This window comes from Nitrobacter hamburgensis X14 (genome assembly GCF_000013885.1).
Lineage (GTDB): Bacteria > Pseudomonadota > Alphaproteobacteria > Rhizobiales > Xanthobacteraceae > Nitrobacter > Nitrobacter hamburgensis.
In genome coordinates this window covers 31,563-56,533 of sequence record NC_007964.1, presented here as the reverse complement: position 1 = coordinate 56,533, position 24,971 = coordinate 31,563, and the positions used below count along the sequence as shown (strand labels likewise).

General features: G+C 64.1%; 20 protein-coding genes and 1 pseudogene. 7 read left to right on the top strand and 14 right to left on the bottom strand.

Going from position 1 to position 24,971, the window contains the following annotated elements:
- Window positions 1-5: 5 nt before the first annotated feature.
- Together ubiB and ubiE are read right to left on the bottom strand one after the other, a co-directional pair.
- The gene (gene ubiB / locus NHAM_RS00245) at window positions 6-1,574 is read right to left on the bottom strand and encodes a 2-polyprenylphenol 6-hydroxylase (protein ID WP_041357509.1); all 1,569 of its coding nucleotides are present in this window, start codon (window positions 1,572-1,574) and stop codon (window positions 6-8) included.
- On the bottom strand, window positions 1,571-2,332 hold the full coding sequence (gene ubiE, locus NHAM_RS00240) for a bifunctional demethylmenaquinone methyltransferase/2-methoxy-6-polyprenyl-1,4-benzoquinol methylase UbiE (protein WP_011508657.1): 762 nt from the start codon (window positions 2,330-2,332) through the stop codon (window positions 1,571-1,573). The genes ubiB and ubiE overlap by 4 nt, the downstream gene beginning before the upstream one ends.
- Window positions 2,333-2,423: 91 nt before the next feature.
- On the opposite strand from ubiE, the gene mutM reads away from it, so the two are divergent.
- A complete protein-coding gene (gene mutM / locus NHAM_RS00235) occupies window positions 2,424-3,305 on the top strand; it encodes a bifunctional DNA-formamidopyrimidine glycosylase/DNA-(apurinic or apyrimidinic site) lyase (protein WP_011508656.1) in 882 nt (293 codons plus the stop codon).
- 42 nt (window positions 3,306-3,347) lie between these two features.
- Here the strand turns inward: mutM and NHAM_RS00230 are convergent, their stop codons facing one another.
- Window positions 3,348-4,694, bottom strand: coding sequence for a serine protease (locus NHAM_RS00230; RefSeq protein ID WP_011508655.1), 1,347 nt, complete (start codon window positions 4,692-4,694; stop codon window positions 3,348-3,350).
- A 221-nt stretch (window positions 4,695-4,915) separates the two neighbouring features.
- Between NHAM_RS00230 and NHAM_RS00225 the strand changes: the two genes are divergently transcribed.
- Window positions 4,916-5,716: a HesA/MoeB/ThiF family protein gene (locus NHAM_RS00225; protein ID WP_011508654.1), complete on the top strand. Its 801-nt coding sequence runs from the start codon at window positions 4,916-4,918 to the stop codon at window positions 5,714-5,716.
- 147 nt (window positions 5,717-5,863) lie between these two features.
- Here NHAM_RS00225 and NHAM_RS00220 read toward each other — a convergent pair whose 3' ends face one another.
- Window positions 5,864-6,865, bottom strand: coding sequence for a 2-hydroxyacid dehydrogenase (locus NHAM_RS00220; RefSeq protein ID WP_011508653.1), 1,002 nt, complete (start codon window positions 6,863-6,865; stop codon window positions 5,864-5,866).
- A gap of 558 nt (window positions 6,866-7,423) precedes the next feature.
- On the opposite strand from NHAM_RS00220, the gene NHAM_RS00215 reads away from it, so the two are divergent.
- The gene (locus tag NHAM_RS00215) at window positions 7,424-7,909 is read left to right on the top strand and encodes an SH3 domain-containing protein (RefSeq protein ID WP_430707711.1); all 486 of its coding nucleotides are present in this window, start codon (window positions 7,424-7,426) and stop codon (window positions 7,907-7,909) included.
- A gap of 96 nt (window positions 7,910-8,005) precedes the next feature.
- Here the strand turns inward: NHAM_RS00215 and irrA are convergent, their stop codons facing one another.
- On the bottom strand, window positions 8,006-8,485 hold the full coding sequence (gene irrA, locus NHAM_RS00210) for an iron response transcriptional regulator IrrA (RefSeq protein ID WP_049769394.1): 480 nt from the start codon (window positions 8,483-8,485) through the stop codon (window positions 8,006-8,008).
- Between the two features lie 788 nt (window positions 8,486-9,273).
- Here irrA and fabA point away from each other — a divergent pair.
- The 3 genes from fabA (at window position 9,274) to fabI (ending at window position 12,121) form a co-directional block, all read left to right on the top strand.
- On the top strand, window positions 9,274-9,798 hold the full coding sequence (fabA, locus tag NHAM_RS00205; RefSeq protein WP_011508650.1) for a bifunctional 3-hydroxydecanoyl-ACP dehydratase/trans-2-decenoyl-ACP isomerase: 525 nt from the start codon (window positions 9,274-9,276) through the stop codon (window positions 9,796-9,798).
- Between the two features lie 85 nt (window positions 9,799-9,883).
- Window positions 9,884-11,107, top strand: a complete 1,224-nt coding sequence (fabB, locus tag NHAM_RS00200; RefSeq protein WP_011508649.1) for a beta-ketoacyl-ACP synthase I — start codon at window positions 9,884-9,886, stop codon at window positions 11,105-11,107.
- Between the two features lie 180 nt (window positions 11,108-11,287).
- Entirely contained in the window at window positions 11,288-12,121 is an 834-nt protein-coding gene (gene fabI, locus NHAM_RS00195) for an enoyl-ACP reductase FabI (protein ID WP_041357505.1), read from the top strand.
- Between the two features lie 154 nt (window positions 12,122-12,275).
- Here fabI and NHAM_RS00190 read toward each other — a convergent pair whose 3' ends face one another.
- From NHAM_RS00190 to katG, 3 genes and pseudogenes are all read right to left on the bottom strand, one after another.
- Window positions 12,276-12,872 carry a glutathione S-transferase family protein gene (locus NHAM_RS00190; RefSeq protein ID WP_011508647.1) on the bottom strand — a complete coding sequence of 199 codons (597 nt, stop codon included), beginning with the start codon at window positions 12,870-12,872 and terminating at the stop codon, window positions 12,276-12,278.
- 7 nt (window positions 12,873-12,879) lie between these two features.
- A pseudogene (locus NHAM_RS00185) lies at window positions 12,880-13,323 on the bottom strand (GNAT family N-acetyltransferase).
- 182 nt (window positions 13,324-13,505) lie between these two features.
- Window positions 13,506-15,695: a catalase/peroxidase HPI gene (gene katG / locus NHAM_RS00180; RefSeq protein WP_011508646.1), complete on the bottom strand. Its 2,190-nt coding sequence runs from the start codon at window positions 15,693-15,695 to the stop codon at window positions 13,506-13,508.
- A gap of 254 nt (window positions 15,696-15,949) precedes the next feature.
- Here katG and NHAM_RS00175 point away from each other — a divergent pair, with 254 nt between their 5' ends.
- The gene (locus tag NHAM_RS00175) at window positions 15,950-16,855 is read left to right on the top strand and encodes a LysR substrate-binding domain-containing protein (RefSeq protein ID WP_011508645.1); all 906 of its coding nucleotides are present in this window, start codon (window positions 15,950-15,952) and stop codon (window positions 16,853-16,855) included.
- 213 nt (window positions 16,856-17,068) lie between these two features.
- Here NHAM_RS00175 and pnp read toward each other — a convergent pair whose 3' ends face one another.
- The 6 genes from pnp to NHAM_RS00145 all read right to left on the bottom strand — a co-directional run bounded on the left by pnp (window position 17,069) and on the right by NHAM_RS00145 (window position 24,962).
- Window positions 17,069-19,231 (bottom strand): polyribonucleotide nucleotidyltransferase, encoded by a 2,163-nt coding sequence (gene pnp / locus NHAM_RS00170; protein ID WP_041357504.1) that lies wholly within the window; start codon window positions 19,229-19,231, stop codon window positions 17,069-17,071.
- A 326-nt stretch (window positions 19,232-19,557) separates the two neighbouring features.
- A complete protein-coding gene (rpsO, locus tag NHAM_RS00165; RefSeq protein ID WP_011508643.1) occupies window positions 19,558-19,827 on the bottom strand; it encodes a 30S ribosomal protein S15 in 270 nt (89 codons plus the stop codon).
- A 2-nt stretch (window positions 19,828-19,829) separates the two neighbouring features.
- Window positions 19,830-21,068, bottom strand: a complete 1,239-nt coding sequence (truB, locus tag NHAM_RS00160) for a tRNA pseudouridine(55) synthase TruB (protein WP_011508642.1) — start codon at window positions 21,066-21,068, stop codon at window positions 19,830-19,832.
- A gap of 5 nt (window positions 21,069-21,073) precedes the next feature.
- Complete coding sequence (gene rbfA, locus NHAM_RS00155; protein WP_011508641.1) at window positions 21,074-21,487, bottom strand: 30S ribosome-binding factor RbfA; 414 nt, start codon at window positions 21,485-21,487, stop codon at window positions 21,074-21,076.
- Window positions 21,488-21,622: 135 nt separating this feature from the next.
- A complete protein-coding gene (gene infB, locus NHAM_RS00150) occupies window positions 21,623-24,229 on the bottom strand; it encodes a translation initiation factor IF-2 (protein ID WP_011508640.1) in 2,607 nt (868 codons plus the stop codon).
- A 67-nt stretch (window positions 24,230-24,296) separates the two neighbouring features.
- The gene (locus NHAM_RS00145) at window positions 24,297-24,962 is read right to left on the bottom strand and encodes an RNA-binding protein (RefSeq protein ID WP_011508639.1); all 666 of its coding nucleotides are present in this window, start codon (window positions 24,960-24,962) and stop codon (window positions 24,297-24,299) included.
- Between the last annotated feature and the right edge of the window lie 9 nt (window positions 24,963-24,971).

The window sequence follows — 24,971 nt, the reverse complement described above, 5'->3', positions numbered from 1 at the left end:
TCAAATCAATGGGTTGTCCAGAGCAGTCCCACCAGCGCAGCCGCAATCACCCAGAGCGCCAGGATACTCCAGCGGTGACTGCGCGCCTCGGCCCGCTTGATCTCCGCGATGGTGGCAGGTCCCAATGTCAGCCCTTCGCGAGCCATCGTCTCGAATTGCTCGATAAGAGAGACCGTTCGCGAGGCGAGTGCGGGCAGCCCGCCGAGCAGGCGGCCAAGCTCGCCGGCGCCGGCCAGCGCGCCCTGCACCCGTCCGAGCGGACCGAGGTTTTGCGTGATCCATTCGCGGACCACGGGATCGGCCACCGTCCAGATGTCCAGCTTGGGATCGAAGCTGCGCGCCACGCCTTCGACCACCACCATGGTTTTTTGCAGCAGGATCAGTTCGGGGCGCGTCTGCATGTCGAACAGGCCGGTGACCTCGAGCAGCAGCGTCAGCAGCTTGGCCATCGAGATTTCCTCGGCGGTGCGACTGTGAATCGGCTCGCCGATGGCGCGGATGGCTTGCGCGAAATTTTCCACCGAGTGATGGCCCGGCACGTAGCCGGCCTCGAAGTGCACCTCGGCGACGCGGCGGTAGTCGCGGGTGATGAAGCCGAGCAGGATCTCCGCCAGGAAGCGCCGCTCCTTTAACCCAAGCCGCCCCATGATGCCGAAGTCGACGGCGACTAGACGGCCCGAATCGTCGACGAACAGGTTGCCGGGATGCATGTCGGCGTGGAAGAAGCCGTCGCGCAGCGCATGGCGCAGAAAGCTCTGGATCACGTTGCGGCCCAGCTCGGGCAGGTCGATCTGCGATTGCGCAAGGCGGGCATGATCGTTCAGCGCGATGCCCTCGATCCACTCCATGGTCAGCACGTTGTGGGTGGTGCGGTCCCAGTCCACCGTGGGGACGCGGAAGTCGGGATCGTCGCGGGTGTTCTCCGCCATTTCCGACAGCGCGGCCGCTTCCAGCCGCAAGTCCATTTCCATCGCCACCGATCGCGACATGGTGTTGATGACTTCGACGAGGCGCAGCCGCCGCGCTTCGGCGGAATGCGCTTCGGCCTTGTTGGCGACGAAAAAGAAATCCGAGAGGTCGCGTCGGAAGCGCGAGGCGACGTTGGGCCTCAGCACCTTGACCGCAACCTGTTTGCGGACGCCGCCCTTCTCGACCTCGCCACGATGGACCTGCGCGATCGAGGCCGCCGCCACCGACGGTCCGAAACTTGCGAAGGCCTGTGCCACGGGCCTTTCCAGCGCCGCCGCGACCACCGCTTCGGCCTCGGCCTGCGAAAACGGCGGCAGCCGGTCCTGCAGGCTTTCCAGATCGCGGGCCATGGCGACGCCAATGACATCGGGACGCGTGGCCAGGAACTGCCCGAGCTTGAGATAGGCCGGCCCGAGCCGCGTCAGCGCGCGCGTCAGCCGCGGTCCGGATTTCGCGCCGCGGCGCTCGATCAGCCGGGCCATGCGCAGCGCGAGTTGTCCGGGCGGCGGCACCAGCGAGGGATCGACGACGCCGAACACGCCCTCGCGCGCGAACACGAACGCGGCGCGGGCCAGCCGCGCGGCATGAGTCAATGCGGAGATCACAAACGCCAGCCCGAGTGCAGTGCGACGATGCCGCCCGAGAGGACTTGCCAGGTAACGCGCGCGAAGCCGGCGTCACGGATCATGTCGGCGAAGGCATTCGGTTTCGGAAACTTGCGGATCGACTCGACCAGATACTGATAGGAGTCGGCGTCGCCGGTAACGGCGCGGCCGAGCGGCGGGATCACCTTGAAGGAAAACAGGTCGTAGATTTTGTCGAGCCCGGGCACATCGACCGTCGAGAATTCGAGGCAGAGAAACCGGCCGCCCGGTTTCAGCACGCGAAACGCCTCGCGCAGCGCGCTGTCGATCCGCGGCACGTTGCGGATGCCGAAGGCGATGGTGTAGGCGTCAAAACTGCGGTCTGCGAACGCCAGCGTCTCGGCGTTGCCTTCGACGAACGACACCTGATGATCGAGATGCTGCTTGATCGCGCGCTCGTGGCCGACCGCAAGCATGTCCGGATTGATGTCGCAGACGGTGGCCCGAAATCCAAGCCCTGCGGCTTTTGCCGCGCGGAAGGCGATGTCCCCGGTGCCGCCGGCGACGTCGAGCAGCGCGAACGGCGTATCGTTGCGCGGCGGGTTGAGGGCCGTGATGGTCGCGTCTTTCCAGACCCGGTGCAGCCCTGCGGACATCAGATCGTTCATCAGGTCGTAGCGCTGCGCCACGTTGTGAAACACGCCGTTCACCAGCGTCTGCTTGTCCCCCAGGGGGACGTCCCTGAAGCCGAAATGCGTGGTGTCGCCCGGCTGATCCATACTCATTAATCCCGTTGCTCTGACTGGGCGGACCATAGCGCGCCTGCCGCAATGGCGCTATCACGTCCATCCCCCAAGGTGAACGCCGACGATGCCCGAACTCCCCGAAGTCGAAACCGTTCGTCGCGGCTTGCAGCCTGCCATGGAGGGCGCGACCATCGTTCGCGCTGAGACCCGTCGCAAGGACCTGCGGTTTCCGTTCCAGACCGATTTTGTCGCCCGCCTGGAGGGCCAGACCGTGACCGGGCTCGGGCGGCGGGCCAAATACCTGTTGGCGGACCTCGCCTCCGGCGACGTGCTGTTGATGCATCTCGGCATGTCCGGCTCGTTCCGCGTGATTGATGCGGCCGGTGCCACGGCTCCGGGCGATTGTCACCATCCGCGCAACGAGGACCGCGCCCACGACCATGTGAGTTTTACGATGTCGTCGGGCGCCAGCGTGATCTTCAACGATCCGCGCCGGTTCGGCTACATGAAGGTCATCGCCCGCACGGTGCTCAACGACGAGCCGCTGCTGAAAGGGCTCGGCCCGGAGCCGCTCGGCAACGAATTCGACGCGGCGATGCTGGCGCGCGCGTGCCGCGACAAAAAGACCAGCCTCAAGGCCGCGCTGCTCGACCAGCGCGTGGTCGCGGGGCTGGGCAACATCTATGTGTGCGAGGCGCTGTTTCGCGCACACCTGTCGCCGCGTCGTCTCGCCGCGACGCTGGCTTCGAAAACGGGGGGGCCGGCCGATCGTGCCGGACGGTTGGTCGAGGCCATTCACGACGTGCTCAATCAGGCGATCAAGGCCGGCGGATCGTCGCTGCGCGATCATCGCCAGACCACGGGCGAACTGGGTTACTTCCAGCATTCGTTTCGGGTCTACGACCGCGAGGGCGAAAAATGCCGGACGCCGACATGCAGGGGCACGGTAAAGCGTTTTACGCAGAACGGACGTTCGACGTTCTGGTGTCCGGTTTGTCAGAAGTAGCCTGGTTCGGCCAGCCAACGCCGACCGAGCGAACGCGACGACTTACTTCCGCACACAGATGACGCGGACCACCGCGGCATTCGCGTTGGATGATCCGCTTGCAGGCGTCACTTTGTTCGCTTTCAGAAAGGCCTGCACGGCCTCGACTGGTGCGAGCACGGCCTGCGCTGCGGGCGCCGAACCCGAAAGCCCGGCGACGTCCGTCGGCTTCAGTAGCGCAAGGCCCGCGAACTTTCCGTTGGTATCGAGCGCCGCTGCGCCGGAAAAGCCCAATGCGGGCGCCGGCGACAGCGCCGGTTCGCCGCCGTCCGCTCCTTGCGCAACCGATGCCTTGACCTGGCTCACGGCCGCGCCGCCGCCCTGGTTTTGCGGGTCTGCGATGCCGACAAGTGCGAGACCGCCTTTGGTCGCGCCGCCATCGAGCGCGATCGGCTGCAATCCGTGCGCGCCGTAGATGCGCAGCAGGGCGAGGCCGTGATCCTTGTCGTCGGCGATCCTGTCGGCGTTGCCGTGGCCCGCGACGACAATCGATTTGCATCCGTCGGTGACGTCGCCACCGGTGAGGATCGCGCCGTCGCGGCTGACGGTCACGCCCGTTGCGTATTCCACGATCTTGCGCGGCGGCGGACCGTTCGCGGGGAACGGGTCGAACGCGCTCGACATCGCGATCACCACGGGCTCCATGGTGCCTTCGGTGGCCTGATCGTAGAGGACGGTCAGGATGCGCGCCTCGTTGCCGCGGAGTTGGCCGCGCGTGTAGAATTTCTTCAGGCCCTGCGTGCCCGAGAGCACGAAGACATCCGGCTTGATCGCGCTGTAGGCGATCTTGCGGCCGGCGGGCTGCTTTCGTTCGTGCTCGGCGAGTTTCGCGGTCGTGAGGTCGGCGTCCTTGCGGCGCGTCAGCAGGATCTGGATGGTGCCGGTGGACGAACTCCATTTGGTGTCGTCGCCCTCGCTCGAGCGCTGCGGCACCAGCCGGGCCGGCAGGCCGAGCCGAACGCCGGTGCTGGCATCGCTCACCGTCTTCCAGCCGACATTGCTCCGCGATTTCCGCGCGACCGAGGCGAGCGCGCCGCGTTCCTGCGGGTTGAGCACGCCGGTCTGCTTGCCGCCCTGATCCTTCTGGAACGCCTTGATCGCAGCGATCAGCCGGTCGCTGACCTCGCCGTTGATGATGCCGTTATAGTGACCGGTCCATGCCAGGTCAGACTGCAGCGCCTGCCGCGCCGCCTGCGTCATCGCGCTCGCGGTATCGGCTGGAGTTTGCACCGCGGGGTGGGCCGGTGGGGACGGCTTCGTCCCGGCGCGCCCATTGGTGCCGGCGGGCTGCGCCTCGGCGTAAATCGCGGTGGTCACGATCATCAATGCCGCGGCGATCGTCGCTCGCATGACAGCTTTCGTCCCCGTTGAAACGGCGCTATTGAAACACATCTGCCTGGTCGGTAACAGCGGCTAGAGCTATTCCGGCTTTGATGGAATCAAAGCCGGGCTCCAGCTTTATGATTTGACGCGTTTTCTTGACGCGAACCGGGACCCACTTCGCTCGAAAACGCTCTAACTGGTTCAGGCCACGTTGCGGCGCTGGACCGAGATACGAGAACGACAGGACGATGCTGAGCGCTGACGAACTTGAACGCTATGCCCGCCACATCGTGATGCGCGAGGTCGGCGGCCCCGGCCAGAACGCGCTGCGCAACGCGCGCGTGCTGATGATCGGAGCCGGGGGGCTCGGCGCGCCGGCGCTGATGTATCTGGCCGCCGCCGGCGTCGGTACGCTCGGCGTGATCGACGACGACGTGGTGACGCTGTCGAATTTGCAGCGCCAGATCATTCACGCGACGTCCGATATCGGTAGCCCCAAGGTCGAGAGCGCCGCGGACAAAATCCGCGCGCTCAACCCGCACGTCGCATTCCGCGCGCACAATATGCGGCTGGATGCGGCGAACGCGGTGGCGCTTTTTGCCGACTACGACATTGTCGCCGACGGCTCGGATAATTTTACCACGCGCTATCTGGTGGCGGATGCGTGCTTTCTCGCAAAAAAGCCGCTGGTGACCGCCGCGTTAGGGGTGTTCGACGGATCGCTGACGACGATCCGCGGCCACGAAAAAAATGCCGACGGCGAGTTCAACCCGACCTATCGTTGCCTGTTCCCCGAACCGCCGCCGGAGGGCACGGTGCCAAGCTGCCAGCAAGCGGGCATCCTCGGCGCGCTGGCCGGCGTGCTGGGCTCGATGACGGCGCTGGAGGTCATTCGCGAGATCGTCGGATTCGGCGAGGGGCTGGTCGGACGCCTGCTGATGGTGGACGCGCGCGCGATGCGGTTCGAGACGCTGAACTACAGGCGCGATCCGTCAAATCCGCTCAACGGCGATCACCCGACCATCAGGGATCTGAGCGGATATCGCTGACGGATGATGGCGCAGGTTCGCGTGCCGTCATTGCGAGGAGGCGAATCCGACGAAGCAATCCAATCCTTTATGCGGCCCTGGATTGCTTCGCCTGACGCAAACCCGGCACGCCGGCCTTTGCGGCAACGGGTTTTGCGGAAGCGCTTCTTACAACATGTTCGGCAGCACGCGGTCCGGCGGCTTGTGGGCGTCGAGGAAGGTGCGGATGTTGATGATGACCTTCTCGCCCATCTCGACCCGGCCCTCGATGGTGGCGGAGCCCATATGCGGCAGCAGCACGACCTTGCCGGCCTTGGCGAGGCGGACCAGCCTCGGGTTGACCGCGGGTTCGTGCTCGAACACGTCGAGGGCCGCGCCGGCGATCTCGCCGGCCTCGATCAGCCTGGTCAGCGTGTCCTCGTCGATTACCGTGCCGCGCGCGGTGTTGACGACATAGGCGTCCCTGCGGATCAGCTTGAGGCGGCGCGCCGACAGCAGATGGAAGGTGGCCGGGGTATGCGGACAGTTCACCGAGATGATGTCCATCCGCGCCAGCATCTGATCGAGCGAATCCCAATAGGTCGCGCCGAGTTCGTCGGCGATCTTCGGCGCCACCGGCTTGCGGTTGTGGTAGTGAATCTGCAGGCCGAAGGCGCGGGCGCGGCGTGCCACCGCCTGGCCGATACGGCCCATGCCGATGATGCCGAGCCGCTTGCCCCCTAACCGACGGCCGAGCATCCAGGTCGGCGACCAGCCCGGCCAGTCGCCGCCGGCGGTCAGCATGGCGGCGCCCTCGATGAAGCGGCGCGGCACCGCGAGAATCAGCGCCATGGTCATGTCGGCGGTGTCTTCGGTGAGAACGTTCGGCGTGTTGGTGACGGTGATGCCGCGCTCGTGCGCGGCGACGACATCGATATTGTCGACGCCGTTGCCGAACTGCGCGATCAGCTTCACCTTGCAGTCCGGCTGTTTCAGGACGTTTCCGGTGATCTCGTCGGTTACCGTCGAAACCAGGATATCCGCGGTGCGGACGGCCTCCATGAGTTGTTCGGGCGTCATCGGCTGGTCGTCGAGATTGAGCCGCGCGTCGAACAGTTCGCGCATGCGGGTCTCGATCGAGTCCGGCAGCTTGCGCGTGACGACAACCAGAGGCTTCTTCTTCACCGGCATCTCTTGCCCTCTAGCGTTCCGATTTTCGAGTCCGCACGTCCTTGCAGCAACCTAGAGCGTTTTCGAGCGAAGTGGATACCGGTTCGCGTGAAGAAAACGCGTCAAATCAAAATCAGAGCCCGCTTCTGATTCCATCAGAAGCGAAAAGGCTCTGGTTCGGGTGCAGACGTTCGCCAGAGACGCTTTGCAGAGACAATGAAGCGAACGTCTGAACCGCCACACTCCGAAACGGCTCCGGGATAGCCGCGCAATCCGGCGAATTCAGCTTCGGCCGACGGACCGTTCAGCCGTCGTTAACCCGCTTGTTCGAAACTGCAAGCCGCCTGCAGATCTCAGCGTCTGTCTCCCTGGTTTCCTGGGTCCCTCGCATTTTCCGTGCAGTTTCCCGGGCTCCCCGGTCGCCCGGTGTTTGGTCCTCTCTAGCAGAAGGCCGGGCCAAGACAAGAACCCCGGCCCCGGAACACGGGCTGGCCGGGATCGGGCGGCATGGTGGGTTTCCGCAGGGGGCGGGTGATGATGGTGAAACGGCTTTTCGCTTCCATGGTGTTCGCGGCTGCGATGCTGAATGCGGTCGGAATCGAAGCGACCGCTAACGCCAAGGACTCCGCACTGTCCGCGAGCGGGCTCCCGGTTCCGCGTTATGTGAGCCTGAAGTCCGACCATGTGAACGTCCGCGCCGGTCCGACCAAGGACAACGACGTCGCCTGGGTCTATACCAAGGCCGGACTCCCCGTCGAAATCACTGCGGAATTCGAGAACTGGCGCCGCATCCGCGATTCCGAGGGAGCCGAGGGCTGGGTCTATCACTCGCTGCTGTCGGGCCGCCGCACCGCGGTCGTCACGATGAAGCACAAGGACGACCTGGCGCAGTTGTATTCCAGCGCCGACACCGAGAGTGCGGTGGCAGCCCGTTTGCAGGCCGGCGTCGTCGCGCAGGTCAAGCATTGCGCCGCGGGATGGTGCCATGTCGCGGGCGACGGCTTTGACGGCTGGATCCAGCAGCAGCGGCTCTGGGGCGTCTACGCCGACGAAAAAATCAACTGAAGGCAGTCTCCGATCGTGATCGCCGGGATCGTCTGGTCAGGTCGCCTGCCACAAAACAGATGCCCGGCACAATGAACATCGACCGGATCGAACGGGTCAGCGCTTCTTGCGCAGCCGCACCACCATGTCGATGCGGCTGATCTCGTAACCCTCCGGCACGTTCGGCATCTTCTGCAATACGAGATGCGGGTCCGGGATGTCGACCAGCTCGTGATTGTTCTCGAGATAGAAGTGGTGGTGCGCGGTAACGTTGGTATCGAAATAGGTCTTGGTGCCGTCAACGCTGACCTGCCGCAGCAGTCCGGCGTCGGTCAACTGGTTGAGCGTGTTGTAGACCGTGGCGAGGGAGACCGGAACCTTGGCGATGGTCGCTTCTTCGTAGAGCATTTCCGCCGTGAGATGGCGCGCACCCTTGCCGAACAGCAGCCAGCCCAGCGCCATGCGCTGCCGAGTCGGCCGCAGACCCACCGATTGCAGCATTTCATTGACGTCGTGCCACGGACAACCCGTTAGCGTGGGCTGCCGTCCGTGGCGGATCGCCGCGACGTCAACGTCTTTTTCGGCCACAATCACGATGTTCTCGTTCGTACTCACGCCATGCACCTGAAGCTCATTATCGCGTATAGGTTTTTCGCCCCGAACTATAGGAAAAAAGGCGCTTAGATGCAAGTTTTTCGCAACTAGAACGGCTCCAAACTCATTCGCGGCGAAGGAATTTCGCCCGATGTCGGGCAGCGTAATGATAAAATTATCTATATAAATCAATCATTTCAATTTTCTCATAAGCCCGGACCGTAGGCGAGGCGGCTGCGACGCCCGCCATATTTTCTCTGCAAATTCCTCAACCGAACGCCCGAACCGGGCCGCACGCGAAGCGGAAGCCTGCCGGCGTCTGCCTGATTCGAAGCTTTGCATCACGAAGATTGCCCCCAGCACATGCAAGCTGCGGTATGGGGGCTAGTGGAGTGAATTTGACATTCGGTCCCCCTTTCCGGCAACCCGGCGAGCGAATGCCAAATTCAAAACTCCACTAGAGCGTTTTCGAGCGAAGTGGATACCGGTTCGCGTGAAGAAAACGCGTCAAATCAAAATCATAGAGCCCACTTCTGATTCCATCAGAAGCGAAAGGCTCTAGAAACTTAATGGTTGCTGGTGGTCCTTTGATTCCAACATTTGCAAGAACTCCTGCCGTAACGGATGCAAATATTGGAATCGGACCACCAGCCTCGCTTTGCCCCCTCCAGACCCTGTGTTAGAGAGCCTCCGCGGCGCCGATCCCCAGGACCGGCGCCGTCCAGGCAAAAGCGCAAGTTTCGTTGCGCCTTTCGAACCGTCATTGCTCGAAAAGAGAAAGGCTACCCAGAATGCAGGACCGGCGCAGCAGCTATGACTATGAGGGTTTGCTGGCCTGCGGCCGGGGCGAGCTGTTTGGACCGGGAAACGCCCAGTTGCCGTTGCCGCCGATGCTGATGTTCGACCGGATCACCGAAATCACCGAAGATGGCGGGGAGTTCGGCAAGGGATTGATCCGCGCCGAGCTCGATGTGAAATCCGACCTCTGGTTCTTCGGCTGCCACTTCAAGGGCGATCCGGTGATGCCCGGCTGCCTCGGCCTCGACGCGCTGTGGCAGATGGTCGGATTTTATCTCGGTTGGACCGGCGGCGAAGGCCGGGGCCGCGCACTCGGTCTCGGTGACCTCAAGTTTTCCGGTCAGGTGCTGCCGCACGTCCGCAAGGTCGTGTACAACGTCGATATCAAGCGCGTGATGCGCTCGAAGCTGGTGCTCGGGATCGCGGACGGGTGGCTTTCCACCGACGGCGATATTATCTATCGCGCGAAAGACCTGAAGGTCGGTCTGTTCAAGCAGGATGCCGCGCCGGGGACATGAGCCGATGACACCGGCCGGTCGATGCAGATTTCGGTTTTTGGCGAGGGCGCTTCATGAGACAGCGTAACTATCGTGCGAGGAGATCATGAGGCGGGTTGTCGTCACGGGGATGGGTATTGTCTCGTCCATCGGAAACAACACTCAGGAAGTGCTGTCCAGTCTCTTTGAGGCGAAGTCCGGCATCACGCGCGCGGACAAGTATGCGGAGCTTGGCTTTCGCTCTCAGGTGCAGGGTGCGCCGACGCTGAATCCGGCCGATGTGATCGATCGCCGCGCAATGCGCTTTTTGGCGGAGGGCGCGGCGTGGAATCACGTCGCGATGGAGCAGGCCATTCGCGACTCGGGCCTGGAACCCACTGACATCTCCAACGAGCGCACCGGAATCATCATGGGCTCCGGCGGCCCGTCCGCGCGCACGATTGTGGAAGCGGCCGACATCACCCGCAGCAAGGGACCCAAGCGCGTCGGTCCGTTCGCGGTGCCGAAGGCGATGTCGTCCACCGCGTCGGCGACGCTCGCCACCTGGTTCAAGATCAAGGGTGTCAACTACTCGATCTCGTCGGCCTGCGCGACCTCCAATCATTGCATCGGCAATGCCTTTGAGACCATTCAGATCGGCAAGCAGGACATCGTTTTCGCCGGCGGCTGCGAGGAACTCGACTGGTCGCTGTCGGTGCTGTTCGACGCCATGGGTGCGATGTCCTCGAAATACAACGACACGCCGGCGACGGCCTCGCGGGCCTATGACGTCAGTCGCGATGGCTTCGTGATCGCCGGCGGCGCCGGCGTGGTGGTTCTGGAAGAACTCGAACACGCCAAGGCCCGCGGCGCGCGCATCTACGGAGAGGTCGTCGGCTATGGCGCGACCTCGGACGGCTACGACATGGTCGCGCCGTCGGGCGAGGGCGCCGAGCGCTGCATGAGGATGGCGATGTCGACGGTGAAAACGAAAGTCGACTACATCAACCCGCACGCGACCTCGACGCCAGCCGGCGATCCGCCGGAAATCGAGGCGATCCGCAAGGTGTTCGGTACCGGCGAGAAGTGTCCGCCGATTTCCGCCACCAAGTCGCTGACGGGGCATTCGCTCGGCGCGACCGGCGTGCAGGAGGCGATTTATTCGCTGCTGATGATGAACAACGGCTTCATCTGCGAAAGCGCCAACATCACCGAACTCGATCCGGCGTTCGCGGACATGCCGATCGTGCGTAAGCGTATCGATAACGCCAGGGTTGGCACGGTGATGTCGAATTCGTTCGGTTTCGGCGGGACCAATGCCACGCTGGTGTTCAAACGACTGGATGCGTGATCTGTACTTGCGGCAGCCCGGAAGACTGGCGGCGGTCGCAGCAATACCGATTTTGTCAAGACCGGGGTAAAGCGTGAAGCGCGACTTTGCGCAGATGTCCCGGCCATCCATACCTTCTAACCTGTCCACGTCGTCAAGACGTGGATGCCCGGCTCGGGACCGGGCATGACGGAGTCTCGCATGACACACCTGATGCAAGGTAAGCGCGGCCTGATCATGGGGGTCGCCAACGACCACTCGATCGCCTGGGGCATCGCCAAGACACTGGCCGCACATGGCGCGGAACTGGCCTTCACCTACCAGGGCGAGGCGCTGGCCAAGCGGGTCAGGCCGCTCGCCGAATCGGTCGGCGCCCATCTGGTGCTGCCCTGCGATGTCGAAGACATCGCCTCCGTCGACAAGGTGTTCGCCGATATCGGCAAGGCCTGGGGCAAGATGGATTTCCTGGTCCACGCCATCGCGTTCTCCGACAAGAGCGAACTGAATGGCCGCTATGCCGACACCACGCGCGGGAATTTCGAGCGCACCATGTTGATCTCGTGCTTTGCCTTCACCGAAGCCGCGAAACGCGCCGCTGCGCTGATGCCGGACGGCGGCAGCATGCTGACGCTGACCTATAACGGCGGCGACCGCGCGATGCCGAACTACAACGTGATGGGGGTGGCCAAGGCGGGGCTCGAAGCGTCGGTGCGCTACCTGGCGGTCGATTTCGGCGAGCAGAACATCCGCGTCAATGCGATTTCGGCCGGCCCGATCCGCACGCTGGCCGGCGCCGGCATCGGCGATGCGCGCTTCATGTTCGCGTTCCAGCAGAAGCATTCGCCCCGGCGGCGCGGCGTCAGTCTCGACGAGCTCGGCGGCGCCGGGCTTTATTTGTTGTCGGATCTGTCCGGCGGCGTTACCGGCGAGATTCATTTCGTCGATTCCGGCTACAACATCATCGCGATGCCGCAGCCGGACGCGTTGCGCAGCGATGGCTTGGGCAACGGCACGCCGAACGACGCCGCGAAGTAGACTCAGACGCCAATCTTGCGTACCGACGCAGCAATGCTGAATCTTGCGGCTATTCCCGCGAAAGCCGGAATCCAGTAAACTCGAGGCTCGTAGTTCATTCTCACATGCAGTGATTACTGGGTCCCCGCTTTCGCGGGGACGACGCCACGGTTTGCTAACCCGCTGCGATTGTCTCCGCGCGTTGAAACGCCGCCCGCGCCATGCAGGCGTCGATGTAGCGGTCGAAGGTTGGGCGCGGCGGCACCATCTTGAATTGCCGCACGGCATAGTAAAGCGCTGACCCGATTACGATATCGGCGGCTGAAAAGTCGCTGCCGAGAATCCACGGTCCCTTTTCCAGCGCCTTGTCGAGCACGTCGAACACCTGTGTGGCGTTGCCCCACGCTGCCGTGCTCGATGGCACCTCGAGCTTGGTGAAAATCTGGATCATCGCCGGTTCGATGCAACTCGGTCCGAAGAACAGCCATTGCAGATATTTCGCCCGGCGCGCATCGCCGAGCGGCGGGGCCAGCTTCGCATCCGGAAAACGCTCGGCGACGTAGGCGCAGATCGCCGCCGCCTCGGCGGTCGCGGCATTGCCGTCGGTCAGCGCGGGCACCTTGCCCATCGGATTGATGGCGAGGAACTCCGGCGTCTTCTGCGCGCCGGTGGAGATGTCGGTCAGGACCCGCTCGTAGGGCTGCCCGGTTTCCTCCAGCAGCCAGAGCGCTGTGAACGAACGCGAGCGCGGCGACCAGTAGAGTTTCATCATCGAACAATCATCCTTTGTTCCAGCGATAATATTTCATCATGAAGTCCGTGCCGTGCTCGATGGATTCCTTTTCGAACACAAAACCCTCGCGTTCGTACCAGCGCCAGGCCTTTTCGTTTTCGTGAACGCAGCGCAACCAGATTTCATCCGGCAATCTCTGACGCGTAAATGCAAGCAGCCGTCGTCCGAGGCCGTGGCCTTGATACTCCGGCGCGACGAACAACTGATCGAGGTAGTTGTCTCGCGCCTGCAAGGCCAGCATTGCCGCGAGGCGCTCGCCGTCCTTGGCAACGAACAGGTCCCATCCGCCTTCGATCTCGCGTGCAATCCGCGCGCGAAGATTGGCCAGCAGAAAATTGCTGGCTTCGGCGAGACCGGTCGAAACTCAGCTCTCCATCCAGACCCGGGCAACGTTGTCGTATTCGTCCTGCCGTGCCGGGCAGATGTCCATGGATCGCGCTCCTTCCGGAAATTCAGATCCTCACACAGATTACAAGGAGACAGGCCGTGTGGCGGATTTGCGGACACGGAGCCATGCCCCGGGGCAAATGAAAAGCCCCCGCGACGGATCGCGGGGGCCTTGGTTTGGCGTGGTTCGTGATCGCCACGTCGTGGCGAAGACGCGATTACGCATCAGCGATGGAGATCGAAGCGGTCGGCATTCATCACCTTGGTCCATGCGGCGACGAAGTCCCGGGCGAACTTTTCCTTGGCATCAGTGCACGCATAGACTTCCGCGAAGGCGCGGAGCTGGGAGTGCGAGCCGAAGATCAGGTCGACGCGGGTTCCGGTCCACTGCACGGCATTGGTCTTGCGATCGCGGCCCTCGTAGACGTCGTCCTGACCAGCGACCGGCTGCCACACCGTATCCATGGTGAGCAGGTTGGCGAAGAAGTCGTTCGTCAGCGTGCCGGGCTGTTTGGTGAAGACGCCGTGCCTGGAGTCTGCGGCATTGGCGCCGAGCACGCGCAGGCCGCCGACGAGAACCGTCATTTCCGGTCCGGTCAGATTCAGCAATTGCGCGCGATCCACCAGCGCCTCCTCGGGGGTCATGAACTGGTGCCTGCTGCCGATGTAATTGCGGAAGCCGTCGGCGCGGGGCTCCAGCGGCGCGAAGGAGTCGACGTCGGTCTGGTCCTGCGACGCGTCCATGCGGCCCGGCGTAAACGGCACCTTCAGATCGATGCCGACGTCGTTGGCGGCCTTCTCGACCGCGAAGCAGCCGGCGAGCACGATCAGGTCGGCGAGCGAGACTTTCTTGCCGCCGGTCTGCGCGCCGTTGAATTCGCTCTGGATCGCTTCGAGCCTCGCCAGCACCGTTTTCAGTTGGGCCGGCTGGTTGACCTCCCAGTCCTTCTGGGGAGCAAGCCGGATGCGCGCGCCGTTGGCGCCGCCGCGCTTGTCGGAGCCGCGGAACGTCGAGGCCGAGGCCCAGGCGGTCGAGACCAGTTGCGGCACCGTGAGGCCGGAGGCAAGAACCTTCGCCTTCAGTTCGGCGATGTCCTTGTCGTCGACCAGCGCATGGTCCACGGCCGGAATCGGGTCCTGCCAGATCAGCGTTTCCTTCGGCACCAGCGGGCCGAGATAACGCTCGCGCGGTCCCATGTCGCGATGCGTGAGCTTGTACCAGGCGCGGGCGAATGCGTCCGCGAACTGGTCCGGATTCTCGTGGAAGTGCTTCGAGATCTTTCCGTAGGCCGGATCGAAGCGCAGCGACAGGTCCGTCGTCAGCATCGTCGGCACATGCTTCTTCGACGTGTCGTGAGCGTCCGGGGTGATGGCGGGGGCGTCTTTCGCCTGCCACTGATAGGCACCGGCCGGGCTCTTGGTCAGCTCCCATTCGTACTTGAACAGCGTATCGAAGAAGTTGTTGTCCCACGTCGTCGGCGTCTGCGTCCAGGTGACCTCTAAGCCGCTGCCGATCGAATCGCCTCCTTTGCCTGTGCCGAATTTGCTGTTCCAGCCGAGACCCTGATCCTCGATGGGGGCGGATTCCGGCGCCGGTCCGACCAGCGACGCATCGCCGGCGCCGTGGGTTTTGCCGAAGGTGTGGCCGCCGGCGATCAGCGCGACGGTCTCCTCGTCATTCATCGCCATGCGGAAGAACGTTTCGCGGATGTCCGTGGCCGCAGCGATCGGGTCCGGCTTGCCGTTCGGTCCTTCCGGATTGACGTAGATCAGGCCCATCTGCACGGCGGCGAGCGGTTCGGCCAACTGGCGTTCACCGCTGTAGCGCTCGTCGCCCAGCCACGTTCCTTCCGGACCCCAGTAGAGTTCTTCCGGCTCCCACACGTCGGCACGGCCGCCGGCAAAGCCGAAGGTCTTGAAGCCCATCGATTCCAGCGCGACGTTGCCACTAAGCACCAACAGGTCGGCCCAGGAGATCTTGCGGCCGTATTTCTGCTTGATCGGCCACAACAGGCGGCGTCCCCTGTCGAGCAGCACGTTGTCCGGCCACGAGTTCAGCGGCGCGAAGCGCTGCTGGCCGGCACCAGCGCCGCCGCGGCCGTCGGTGATGCGGTAGGTCCCGGCGCTGTGCCATGCCAGGCGGATCATCAGTCCGCCGTAGTGACCGAAATCAGCCGGCCACCAATCCTGCGAGTCCGTCATCAGCGCCGTCAGGTCCTTGATGACGGCGTTCAGATCGAGACTCTCGAATTCCCTGGCATAGTCGAAGTCCTCGTCCATCGGATCGGACAGATTCGAGTTGTGATGGAGGACCTGAACGTCCAGTTGGCCCGGCCACCAGTCGCGGATTCGGTGGCTGCGGCCGCTTGTGAACGGGCATTTGCCAGCGCTTTTGTCGTTCGTCTTTGCGTCCATGATTGTCTCCGATGCTGTGCTGTCGCGTTGCCGAATGGCCGCCGTGGCGACACCGAAGCTGCCGCTGCCCGCGATGGAGACGTCAGCGCGAGGCTGCGTCCGCCTGTCCGGGCACGGCGCCGGTGCGCGATAGGGGTGGGTCAGCCAAGGCCGCAGTCCTTTCGGCAACGCGAGGGTGACCTGAGTCTGGGAAATATCGAAGATAAGGTCCAGTCGTATTGTCTTCGCATCATGATAAGTTTATCTGATCAAGCATGGTCACGCTCAAACAGCTCCGCTACCTCGCCGCGCTCGCCCGCCACGGCCATTTCGGACGCGCCGCGGAGGCCTGCGCCATCTCCCAGCCGGCGCTGTCGATGCAGATTCGGGAGCTGGAGCAATTCCTCGGCGTCACCCTGGTGGAGCGGAGGCCGGGCGAGGTGATGCTGACCGAAATCGGCCGGGAGATTTCCCGCCGCGCCGAAGATGTGCTGGCGTCGGCGCGCGATCTCGCCGATTTCGCCCGCCATCGGTCCAGACCGCTGACGGGACGGCTGACCCTCGGCATTATCCCTTCGCTCGCGCCGTACCTGCTGCCGCGCATGCTGCCGGCGCTGCAATCGCAGTTCCCAGATTTACAACTGGAATTGCGCGAGACGCAGACCCGGCTGCTGGTCGAGGAGGTCAAGGGCGGCGCGCTCGATGCCGCGATGCTGGCGCTGCCGCTCGGCGAGCCCGACATCGACACCATGGAGCTGTTCGACGATCTGTTCCTGCTGGCGGTCCCGGCGAGCGATCCGCGGCCCTGCGAACGCCGGGTGGCGGCGCGCGACATCGATCAGTCGCGCCTGATCCTGCTCGAGGACGGCCACTGCTTGCGCGACCAGGCTTTGGCCTTCTGCGCCACGATCCCGCGGACACCGGCGCCGGGCAGCACCGGCATGACGTTCGGCGCATCCAGCCTCGCCACCGTGATGCAGATGGTGGCCGGCGGCTACGGCGTGACGCTGATCCCGCAGATCGCCGCCGATGTCGAGGCGCGCGACGATCGCATCAAGGTCTTGCGGCTGGAAGAACCGCAGCCCGGACGCAGCATCGGGCTGGCGTTTCGCAGAACCTCGCCGCGCAAGGCCGATTTCGCGGCGCTCGGCGAGGTGGTGAAGGGATGTACGAAAACATAGCAAGACACGGACGTCATACTCCGCGAAAGCGAAGTATCCAGGACGCTGCGGCTTCGCTGTAAATGCTTGCGAATACTGGATCGCCCGCTGGGGCCTGTCATCGGGCCGGCGAAGCCGGACCCGTTGGCGGGCGATCCAGTTGCGAATCGAAGTGCTGGAAACAAAAAGGGCGGCTCGAAAGCCGCCCTTTTGCAATTCACCATTTCGCAGCAATTACTCGCCCGCAGCCTCGCGCGGCGCGTCGGCTTTTTCTGCCTTGTGCCCGGCTGCCTCGAGGTCCTCGCCGGTCTGCTGATCGACCGCCTTCATCGACAGCCGCGTCTTGCCGCGATCGTCGAAGCCGAGCAGCTTGACCTTGACCTTGTCGCCTTCCTTGACGATGTCGGAGCTCTTCTGCACGCGGTTGGCGGCGAGCTGGCTGATGTGGACGAGGCCGTCCTTGGCGCCGAAGAAGTTCACGAAAGCGCCGAACTCCATCACCTTGACCACGGTGCCCTCATAGATCTGGCCGACCTCCGGATCGGAGGCGATCGACTTGATCCACTTGATCGCGGCCTTCATCGCCTCGCCGTCGTTCGACGCCACCTTCACGGTACCGTCGTCCTCGATGTTGATCTTGGCGCCGGTCTTCTCGACGATCTCGCGGATCACCTTGCCGCCGGTGCCGATCACTTCGCGGATCTTGTCGGTCGGGATCTTGAAGGTTTCGATACGCGGCGCGTATTCGCCAAGCTCGGCGCGGGCGTTGGTCAGGGCTTTGGCCATTTCGCCGAGGATGTGGATGCGCCCCTCCCTGGCCTGGGCGAGCGCGACCTTCATGATCTCCTCGGTGATCCCCGCGATCTTGATGTCCATCTGCAGCGAGCTGATGCCGACCTCGGTGCCCGCCACCTTGAAGTCCATGTCGCCGAGATGGTCCTCGTCGCCGAGAATGTCGGACAGCACCGCATAGCGGCTGCCTTCGAGAATGAGGCCCATGGCGATGCCCGCCGTCGGCCGCTTCAAGGGAACGCCCGCATCCATCAGCGACAGCGAGGCGCCGCAGACCGAGGCCATCGACGACGAGCCGTTGGATTCGGTGATCTCCGAAACCACGCGGATGGTGTAGGGAAACTCGTGGTGCGGCGGCAGTACCGGATGGATCGCGCGCCACGCCAGCTTGCCGTGGCCGATCTCGCGGCGCTTGGTGCTGCCGAGGCGGCCGGTCTCGCCGACCGAGTAGGGCGGGAAGTTATAGTGCAGCAGGAACGTCTCCTTGTACGTTCCCGACAACGCATCGATGTATTGCTCGTCCTCGCCGGTGCCGAGCGTGGTCACGACCATCGCCTGGGTCTCGCCGCGGGTGAACAGCGCCGAGCCGTGGGCGCGCGGCAGCACGCCGACTTCGGCGAGGATGTTGCGCACGGTCTTGGCGTCGCGGCCGTCGATGCGCTTGCCGGTATCGAGAATGTTCCAGCGGACGATCTTGGCCTCGAGGTGCTTGAATACGGCGGCGATGCGGAGCTTGTCGTATTTCGGCTCCTGGCCTTCCGGGAAGTAATGCGCGATGACCTTGGCCTTGGCCGCGGCAACGGCATTCTGGCGCTGCTGCTTGTCGGCGATGGCGTAGGCCGGGCGCAGCTCGCCTTCGATCAGGCCGAGCATCTCCTTTTCGAGCGCGCTGTCGTCGGCCTGGCTGACTTCGCGCGGCTCCTTCGCGGCCTTCTCGGCGAGCTCGATGATCGCGTTGATGACCGGCTGGAAGTGACGGTGGCCGAACATCACGGCGCCGAGCATGATGTCCTCGCTCAGCTCCTTGGCTTCCGATTCGACCATCAGAACGGCGTCCGCGGTGCCGGCGACCACCAGCTCGAGCTGGGTGTCGACCATTTCGTCGAGCGTCGGGTTGAGCACGTATTCGTCGTTCATGAAGCCGACGCGGGCGGCGCCGATCGGGCCCCTGAACGGTGCGCCGGACAGCGTCAGCGCCGCGGAGGCGGCCACCATCGCCAGCACATCGGGATCGTTCTCCATGTCGTGCGAGAGCACGGTGACGATCACCTGGGTCTCATTGCGCCAGCCGTCGGCGAACAGCGGACGGACCGGGCGGTCGATCAGGCGGGAGACCAGCGTCTCCTTCTCGCTCGGGCGGCCTTCGCGCTTGAAATAGCCGCCGGGAATGCGGCCCGCTGCGTAGGTCTTCTCCTGATAATCGACGGTGAGCGGCAGGAAATCGACGCCTTCGCGCGGCGTCTTGGCGGCGACGACGGTGGCGAGCACGACGGTCTCGCCGTAGGTAGCCACCACGGCGCCGTCGGCCTGGCGGGCGATCTTGCCGGTTTCGAGTTTGAGCGGACGCCCGCCCCAGTCGATCTCGACTGAATGCTTGTTGAACATCTTGTTGTTGTCTTTCTGGGGTTCACAAAAGCACGGACGCCAGACGCAAAAACCATGCGCAAGATTGCCGGACGCTGGCCACAACGATGGTTGCGGCGTCGGCGTCCGGCGATCCTGCCATGGTTTTCACGTCTTGAATGGCGTCCATCCTTCCGATGGTACGGGCATTTGACCCGTCATCGCCCAGCCGCCGGATTGCTGCTGGACACGCTCTCCTTTGGGCATGATCTGTTTGCGAAAACCGGATTTCGCTTTTTGCAGATCACATATGGCGCGGACATTGACGTCCACGCATTACAGCGCGCAGAGATGCGCGCGGACTTTGCTCAGCGGCGGATGTTGTGCTTTTCGAGCAGAGCCCGGTAACGCGCCTCGTCCTTCTTCTTGACGTAATCGAGAAGGGAACGACGCGTGGAGACGAGCTTCAAAAGACCACGGCGCGAATGGTTGTCCTTGCCATGGCTCTTGAAATGGTTCGTGAGGTTGACGATGCGTTCCGACAGGATCGCGACCTGAACCTCCGGCGAACCGGTATCACCCGACTTGCGGGCATTGGTTTTAATGACTTCCGCTTTGCGTTCGGCGGTAATCGACATCGTCAAGCTCTTTCGTTGCGGCCGGAACTGGCTGTCAGCCCGGTCAGGTTGAACACGCGCTTGGGGATGAGTTCGCCGTGCCCTAGTTCGGCGAGAGCCAGCAAACGGCCCGCCACCGTGACATAGACAGTGCCGCTACTCTGGGGCGCATCCCGTCCGCGCAACAAGACGGCCTGGCCCCGATGGAGCCTTGCCGCATCAGCCCGAGTGACGGCCAGCGCCGGGATGTCGTCCAGCGCGGTCTCAACGGGCAAAAGCGCGTCGGCGAGGCTTCCCTCGCCGGATGCCGCTCTATTGCACAAAGCCTCCAGTTCTTCCAGCGGAATCATGTCGGCTTCGTCGAACGGGCCGACCAGCGTCCGCCGCAGCGCGCTGATATGGCCGTAACAGCCGAGAATCCGGCCGATATCGCGAGCCAGCGCCCGCACATAGGTTCCCTTGCCGCACTCGGCCTCGAACAGCGAGCGACCGTCATCTGTATGTTCGACCAGGGTAAAGTGATGAATCTCGACCGGTCGCGGCTGCAGCGCGACGGTCTCGCCGTCGCGGGCGAGGTCATAGGCCCGTTCGCCCTGGATCTTGATCGCCGAATATTGCGGCGGGATCTGCTCGATCACGCCGGTAAAGCGCGGCAGCAGCGCCCGGACTGCGTCCGCGGCGGGACGGCTCTCGCTGGTCGCCGTGACCCGGCCCTCGGTATCGTCGGTATCGCGCTCTTCGCCCCATTGCACCGTGAAGCGGTAGCGCTTGCGGCCGTCCATGACGAAAGGAACGGTTTTGGTGGCTTCGCCGAGCGCGATCGGCAGGCCGCCCGAGGCCAGCGGATCCAGCGTACCGGCGTGGCCGGCGCGCTTCGCCGAAAACAGCCGTTTCACGACCGCCACCGCATGGGTCGAGGTCATGCCGACAGGCTTGTCGAGAACGACCCAGCCGTGCACGTCGCGCTTGTCACGGCGCGGCTGATTGTTCTGTTTCTTTCTTCCCTCTCCCGCTTGCCGGGGAGGGGGGTGGCGAGCCTCGCTCGCCGGGTGGGCGCTCGCCTGGTTGGTCTGCGAGGAAAATCCCTCCACCTCAACCCTCTCGGAGCCACCTCCGCTCGTCTCTGCCTGCAAGCGGGAGAGGGAGCCGTCCTCGTGATGTGGCGGTGTGTCGGAAAAATTATTTCCGCGATCAGAATTATTTTTTTCAGGCGCGTCCGGTTCGGCGATGGGCGAATCGAATGCGCTGTTTTGCGTCGTCATGATCGTCAGCTTTCGTCCGAATCCGGTGCGAGGTCTCTCTGTACCGCGGGTGTTCGCAATAATTTCTCGATACGTTCCGCTTCGTCGAATCGTTCGTCGGCCCGGAAGCGGATGTCAGGTGCAAATTTCAGGTTAACGCGCCGCGCGATTTCGCCGCGCAAGAATTTCCTGTTGTGATCGAGCGCATCGATCACGTCGGTGGTGTCGCGGCCGCCGAGCGGCATCACGTAGATCGTCGCGAGCTTTAGGTCGGCGGACATGCGGACTTCCGGCACGGTGATGAGATGCCCTTCGAGTACGGGATCATGAACGTGCCCCTGCGCGAGAATATCGGCGATGGCGTGGCGCACGGTCTCCGCGACGCGCAACTGGCGCTGCGAGGCGCCGGACGTGGAATCTTTTTTGTTGTGGCGCGGCATTCAAGTCACCGGGGTCATGCCCGGGCTTGACCCGGGCATCCATCGTTCATTTTCAAGAGTCCGCCTTCGGCGGATGGATTGCCGGATCAAGTCCGGCAATGACGAAAGGAGACTAACGCGCTGCGAGAATCGGACTCACAGCGAGCGCTGAATGGTCTCCACGCGATAGCACTCGATGACATCGCCGACGCGCATATCGTGATAGCTCTCGAACGCCATGCCGCATTCCTGGCCCGACTGCACTTCCTTCACTTCGTCCTTGAAACGCTTCAGCGTCGATAGCTTGCCTTCGTGCACCACGACGTTTTCGCGAATCAGGCGGACGTTGGCGCCGCGTTCCACGTTGCCGTCAGTGACACGGCAACCCGCCACCTTGCCGACCTTGGAGATGTTGAACACTTCCAGGATCTCCGCGTTGCCCAGCATGGTTTCGCGCAGCGTCGGCGCGAGCAGGCCGCTCATCGCCTTCTTCACGTCGTCCACGAGGTCGTAGATGATGTTGTAGTAGCGGATTTCGATGCCGTTGCGCTTGGCGGCGGCCGCGGCTTCCTTGTTGGCGCGAACGCTGAAGCCGATGATCGCGGCGTTGAAGCCCTCCGCCAGCGTGACGTCGGATTCGCTGATGCCGCCGACGCCGGCATGGAGGATGCGCGCGGCGACTTCCTCGGTGCCGAGCTTCTCCAGCGAGCCGAGGATAGCCTCCAGCGAACCCTGCACGTCGGCCTTGATGACCAGCGGGAAATCCTTGCGGCCCGCGGTTTTGAGCTGCGACATCATCTGCTCGAGCGAGCCGCGCATCCCGGAGCTGCTGGCCGCGGCGTTTTCGCGCTTCTGGTGGGCGCGATAGCTCGTGACCTGGCGGGCGCGGGCTTCGTTCTCGACCACGGCAAGCCGGTCGCCGGCCTCCGGCGGCCCATTGAAGCCCAGCACCTCGACCGGCACCGACGGGCCGGCCTCGTCGACCGTCTCGCCCTGATCCGAAATCAGCGCGCGGACGCGGCCCATTTCGGCGCCGGCCACGATGATGTCGCCGACCCGCAGCGTGCCGCGCTGGACCAGCACGGTGGCGACGGGGCCGCGGCCGCGATCCAGCTTGGCTTCGATCACGGTGCCTTCGGCAGGCCGCGAGGCATTGGTCTTGAGATCGAGCAGGTCGGCCTGCAGGGAGATCATTTCCAGCAGCTTGTCGAGATTGGTCTTGTTCTTGGCCGAGACCTCGACGTCGATCACCTGGCCGCCCATCGATTCGACCTGCACCTCGTGCTGCAACAGTTCGGTGCGCACCCGCTCCGGCTTCGCGTCGGGCTTGTCGATCTTGTTGATCGCGATGATCATCGGCACCTTCGCGGCCTTGGCGTGATTGATGGCCTCGACGGTCTGCGGCATCACCCCGTCATCGGCTGCGACCACCAGAACGACGATGTCGGTGACCTTGGCGCCGCGGGCGCGCATCGCGGTGAACGCCGCATGGCCCGGGGTGTCGATGAAGGTGATCTTCTTGCCGTCCGGCGAGGTGACCTGATAGGCGCCGATGTGCTGGGTGATGCCGCCGGCTTCGCCCGACACCACATTGGCGTGGCGCACGGCATCGAGCAGCGAGGTCTTGCCGTGGTCGACGTGACCCATCACGGTGACGACCGGCGAGCGCGGTTCGACAACGGTGGAATCGTCATCCGCATCGAACAGGCCTTCCTCGACGTCGCTCGCGGCGACGCGCTTGACGGTGTGGCCCAGTTCTTCGGCGATCAACTGCGCGGTATCGGCATCGATCACGTCGGTGATCTTGTGCATCGCGCCCTGCTTCATCAGCATCCGGATCACGTCCACTGCGCGCTCCGCCATGCGGTTGGCGAGCTCCTGGATGGTGATCGCTTCCGGCACGATGACCTCGCGGATCAGCTTTTCCTTCGGTTCGTTCGAGGCATGGCCCTTCAGGCGCTGGGTGCGGCGGCGGAACGAGGCGATCGATCGCTCGCGCACGTCGTCGGCGCTCAACGCCGTCACCAGCGTCAGACGGCCGCGCTGCTTGGCGGGCGCCGGCTTGGCGGCCGGCTTCGGTGCGACGACGGGACGTGCGGGGCCGCCACCGGGACGGCGGACCAGGCGCGGAGCCTCTTCCTCGTCGCTGCCGTCGGCGGCGACAGCAGCCGGGCGCGCCGGGGGTGCCGCGCGCGTGGTCGTGGTCGTGGTTTTGGCCGGTGCGGCCTTGGTCTCGGATTCGCCGAAACGACGCTTGGCTTCGAGTTCGGCCTTGCGTTTGGCTTCCTCTTCCTGACGGTGACGCTCTTCCTCGGCCTTGCGGCGGGCCTCGGCGGCCTCGCGCTCTGCCTGTTCGATGCCTTCCTTGCTGTTGCGGCGCGCAGCCTCGGCTTCGGCGATCCGGCGCTCTTCCTCGGCACGGATCTTGGCTTCGGCCAGCGCGCTTGCGCGCGCGGTGCGCTCGTCCTCGGTCAACGTCCGCAGCACCACGCCCGAATTGGCGCGCGAAGCGGCGGGCGGCGCGGGACGGACCGGAATCCTGGGCGCTCTCGCGACTGTCGGCTCCGAGGCCGCCACCGGTTCCGCGGCGGGAGCGTCGCCACCGATCCGGCGCTTGCCTCGTTTCTCGACCACCACCTGCTTGGTACGGCCGTGGCTGAAGCTCTGGCGCACGGTGCCCTGCTCGACACGCGGCTTGAGCGTCAAGGTCTTGCTCGGGCCGACGCTCAGAGTCTTGTCGCCAGGATTTTTCGTATCAACCATTCAGCGGTCCCAATCTTGTTGCGCTGTACGCGTTCGCACAGGTCGTGTCGTTAGAGTTCTGCCGTGTTCAACTGCCTTGCCGCTGCCCGCCATCCCGGTATCGGACCAGGGTCTGGCTGCGCGACAGGAACGTTCTGCCCGCCGGGCCTGCGAGCACGGCTGCATGTATCACATTTGACCGGCAAAGTGCCAAATCCAATTCTGCCGACGCCAGCGCGCTGATTACCGGGATTTCCCGCGTTTCGCGGGACTCCGCGGCTGTTTTCTTAACGATAGCGTCCAATTTCCGGATTCCGTCGGCGGCGCCGTCCGCGGCGTGGAGCAGGGCGACCGCCTGACGCCGAAGCAGTGCGTCCTCGACCTTGGCAAAACCGGCGACGACCTGCCCGGCCTTGGCGACCACAGCCAGCGCGTCGATCGCGCTGCGGGCCAGCGACTGCCCGGTCTCGTCGGCGAGAGACGCCGATACGCGCACGTCCCGCTTGAAGCCCTTGCTAAAGTGGTGACGACGGGCCGCTTCCGCAACGGTGGCGTGGGAGGCCGAAATCCACAGGCCCCGGCCCGGCAGTTTGCGTTTCAGGTCGGCGATAACCTCGCCCGAGGGCGACACCACAAACCGGATCAATTCGCCGATCGGACGCACCTCGCGCGTGACCGCGCACATCCGCGTCGTCGCGGGCCTGTTGGTCCGCGGTCCGTCATCAAGATCTGCCGGGTCGGCGATGGCGAGCATGTTCGGGGC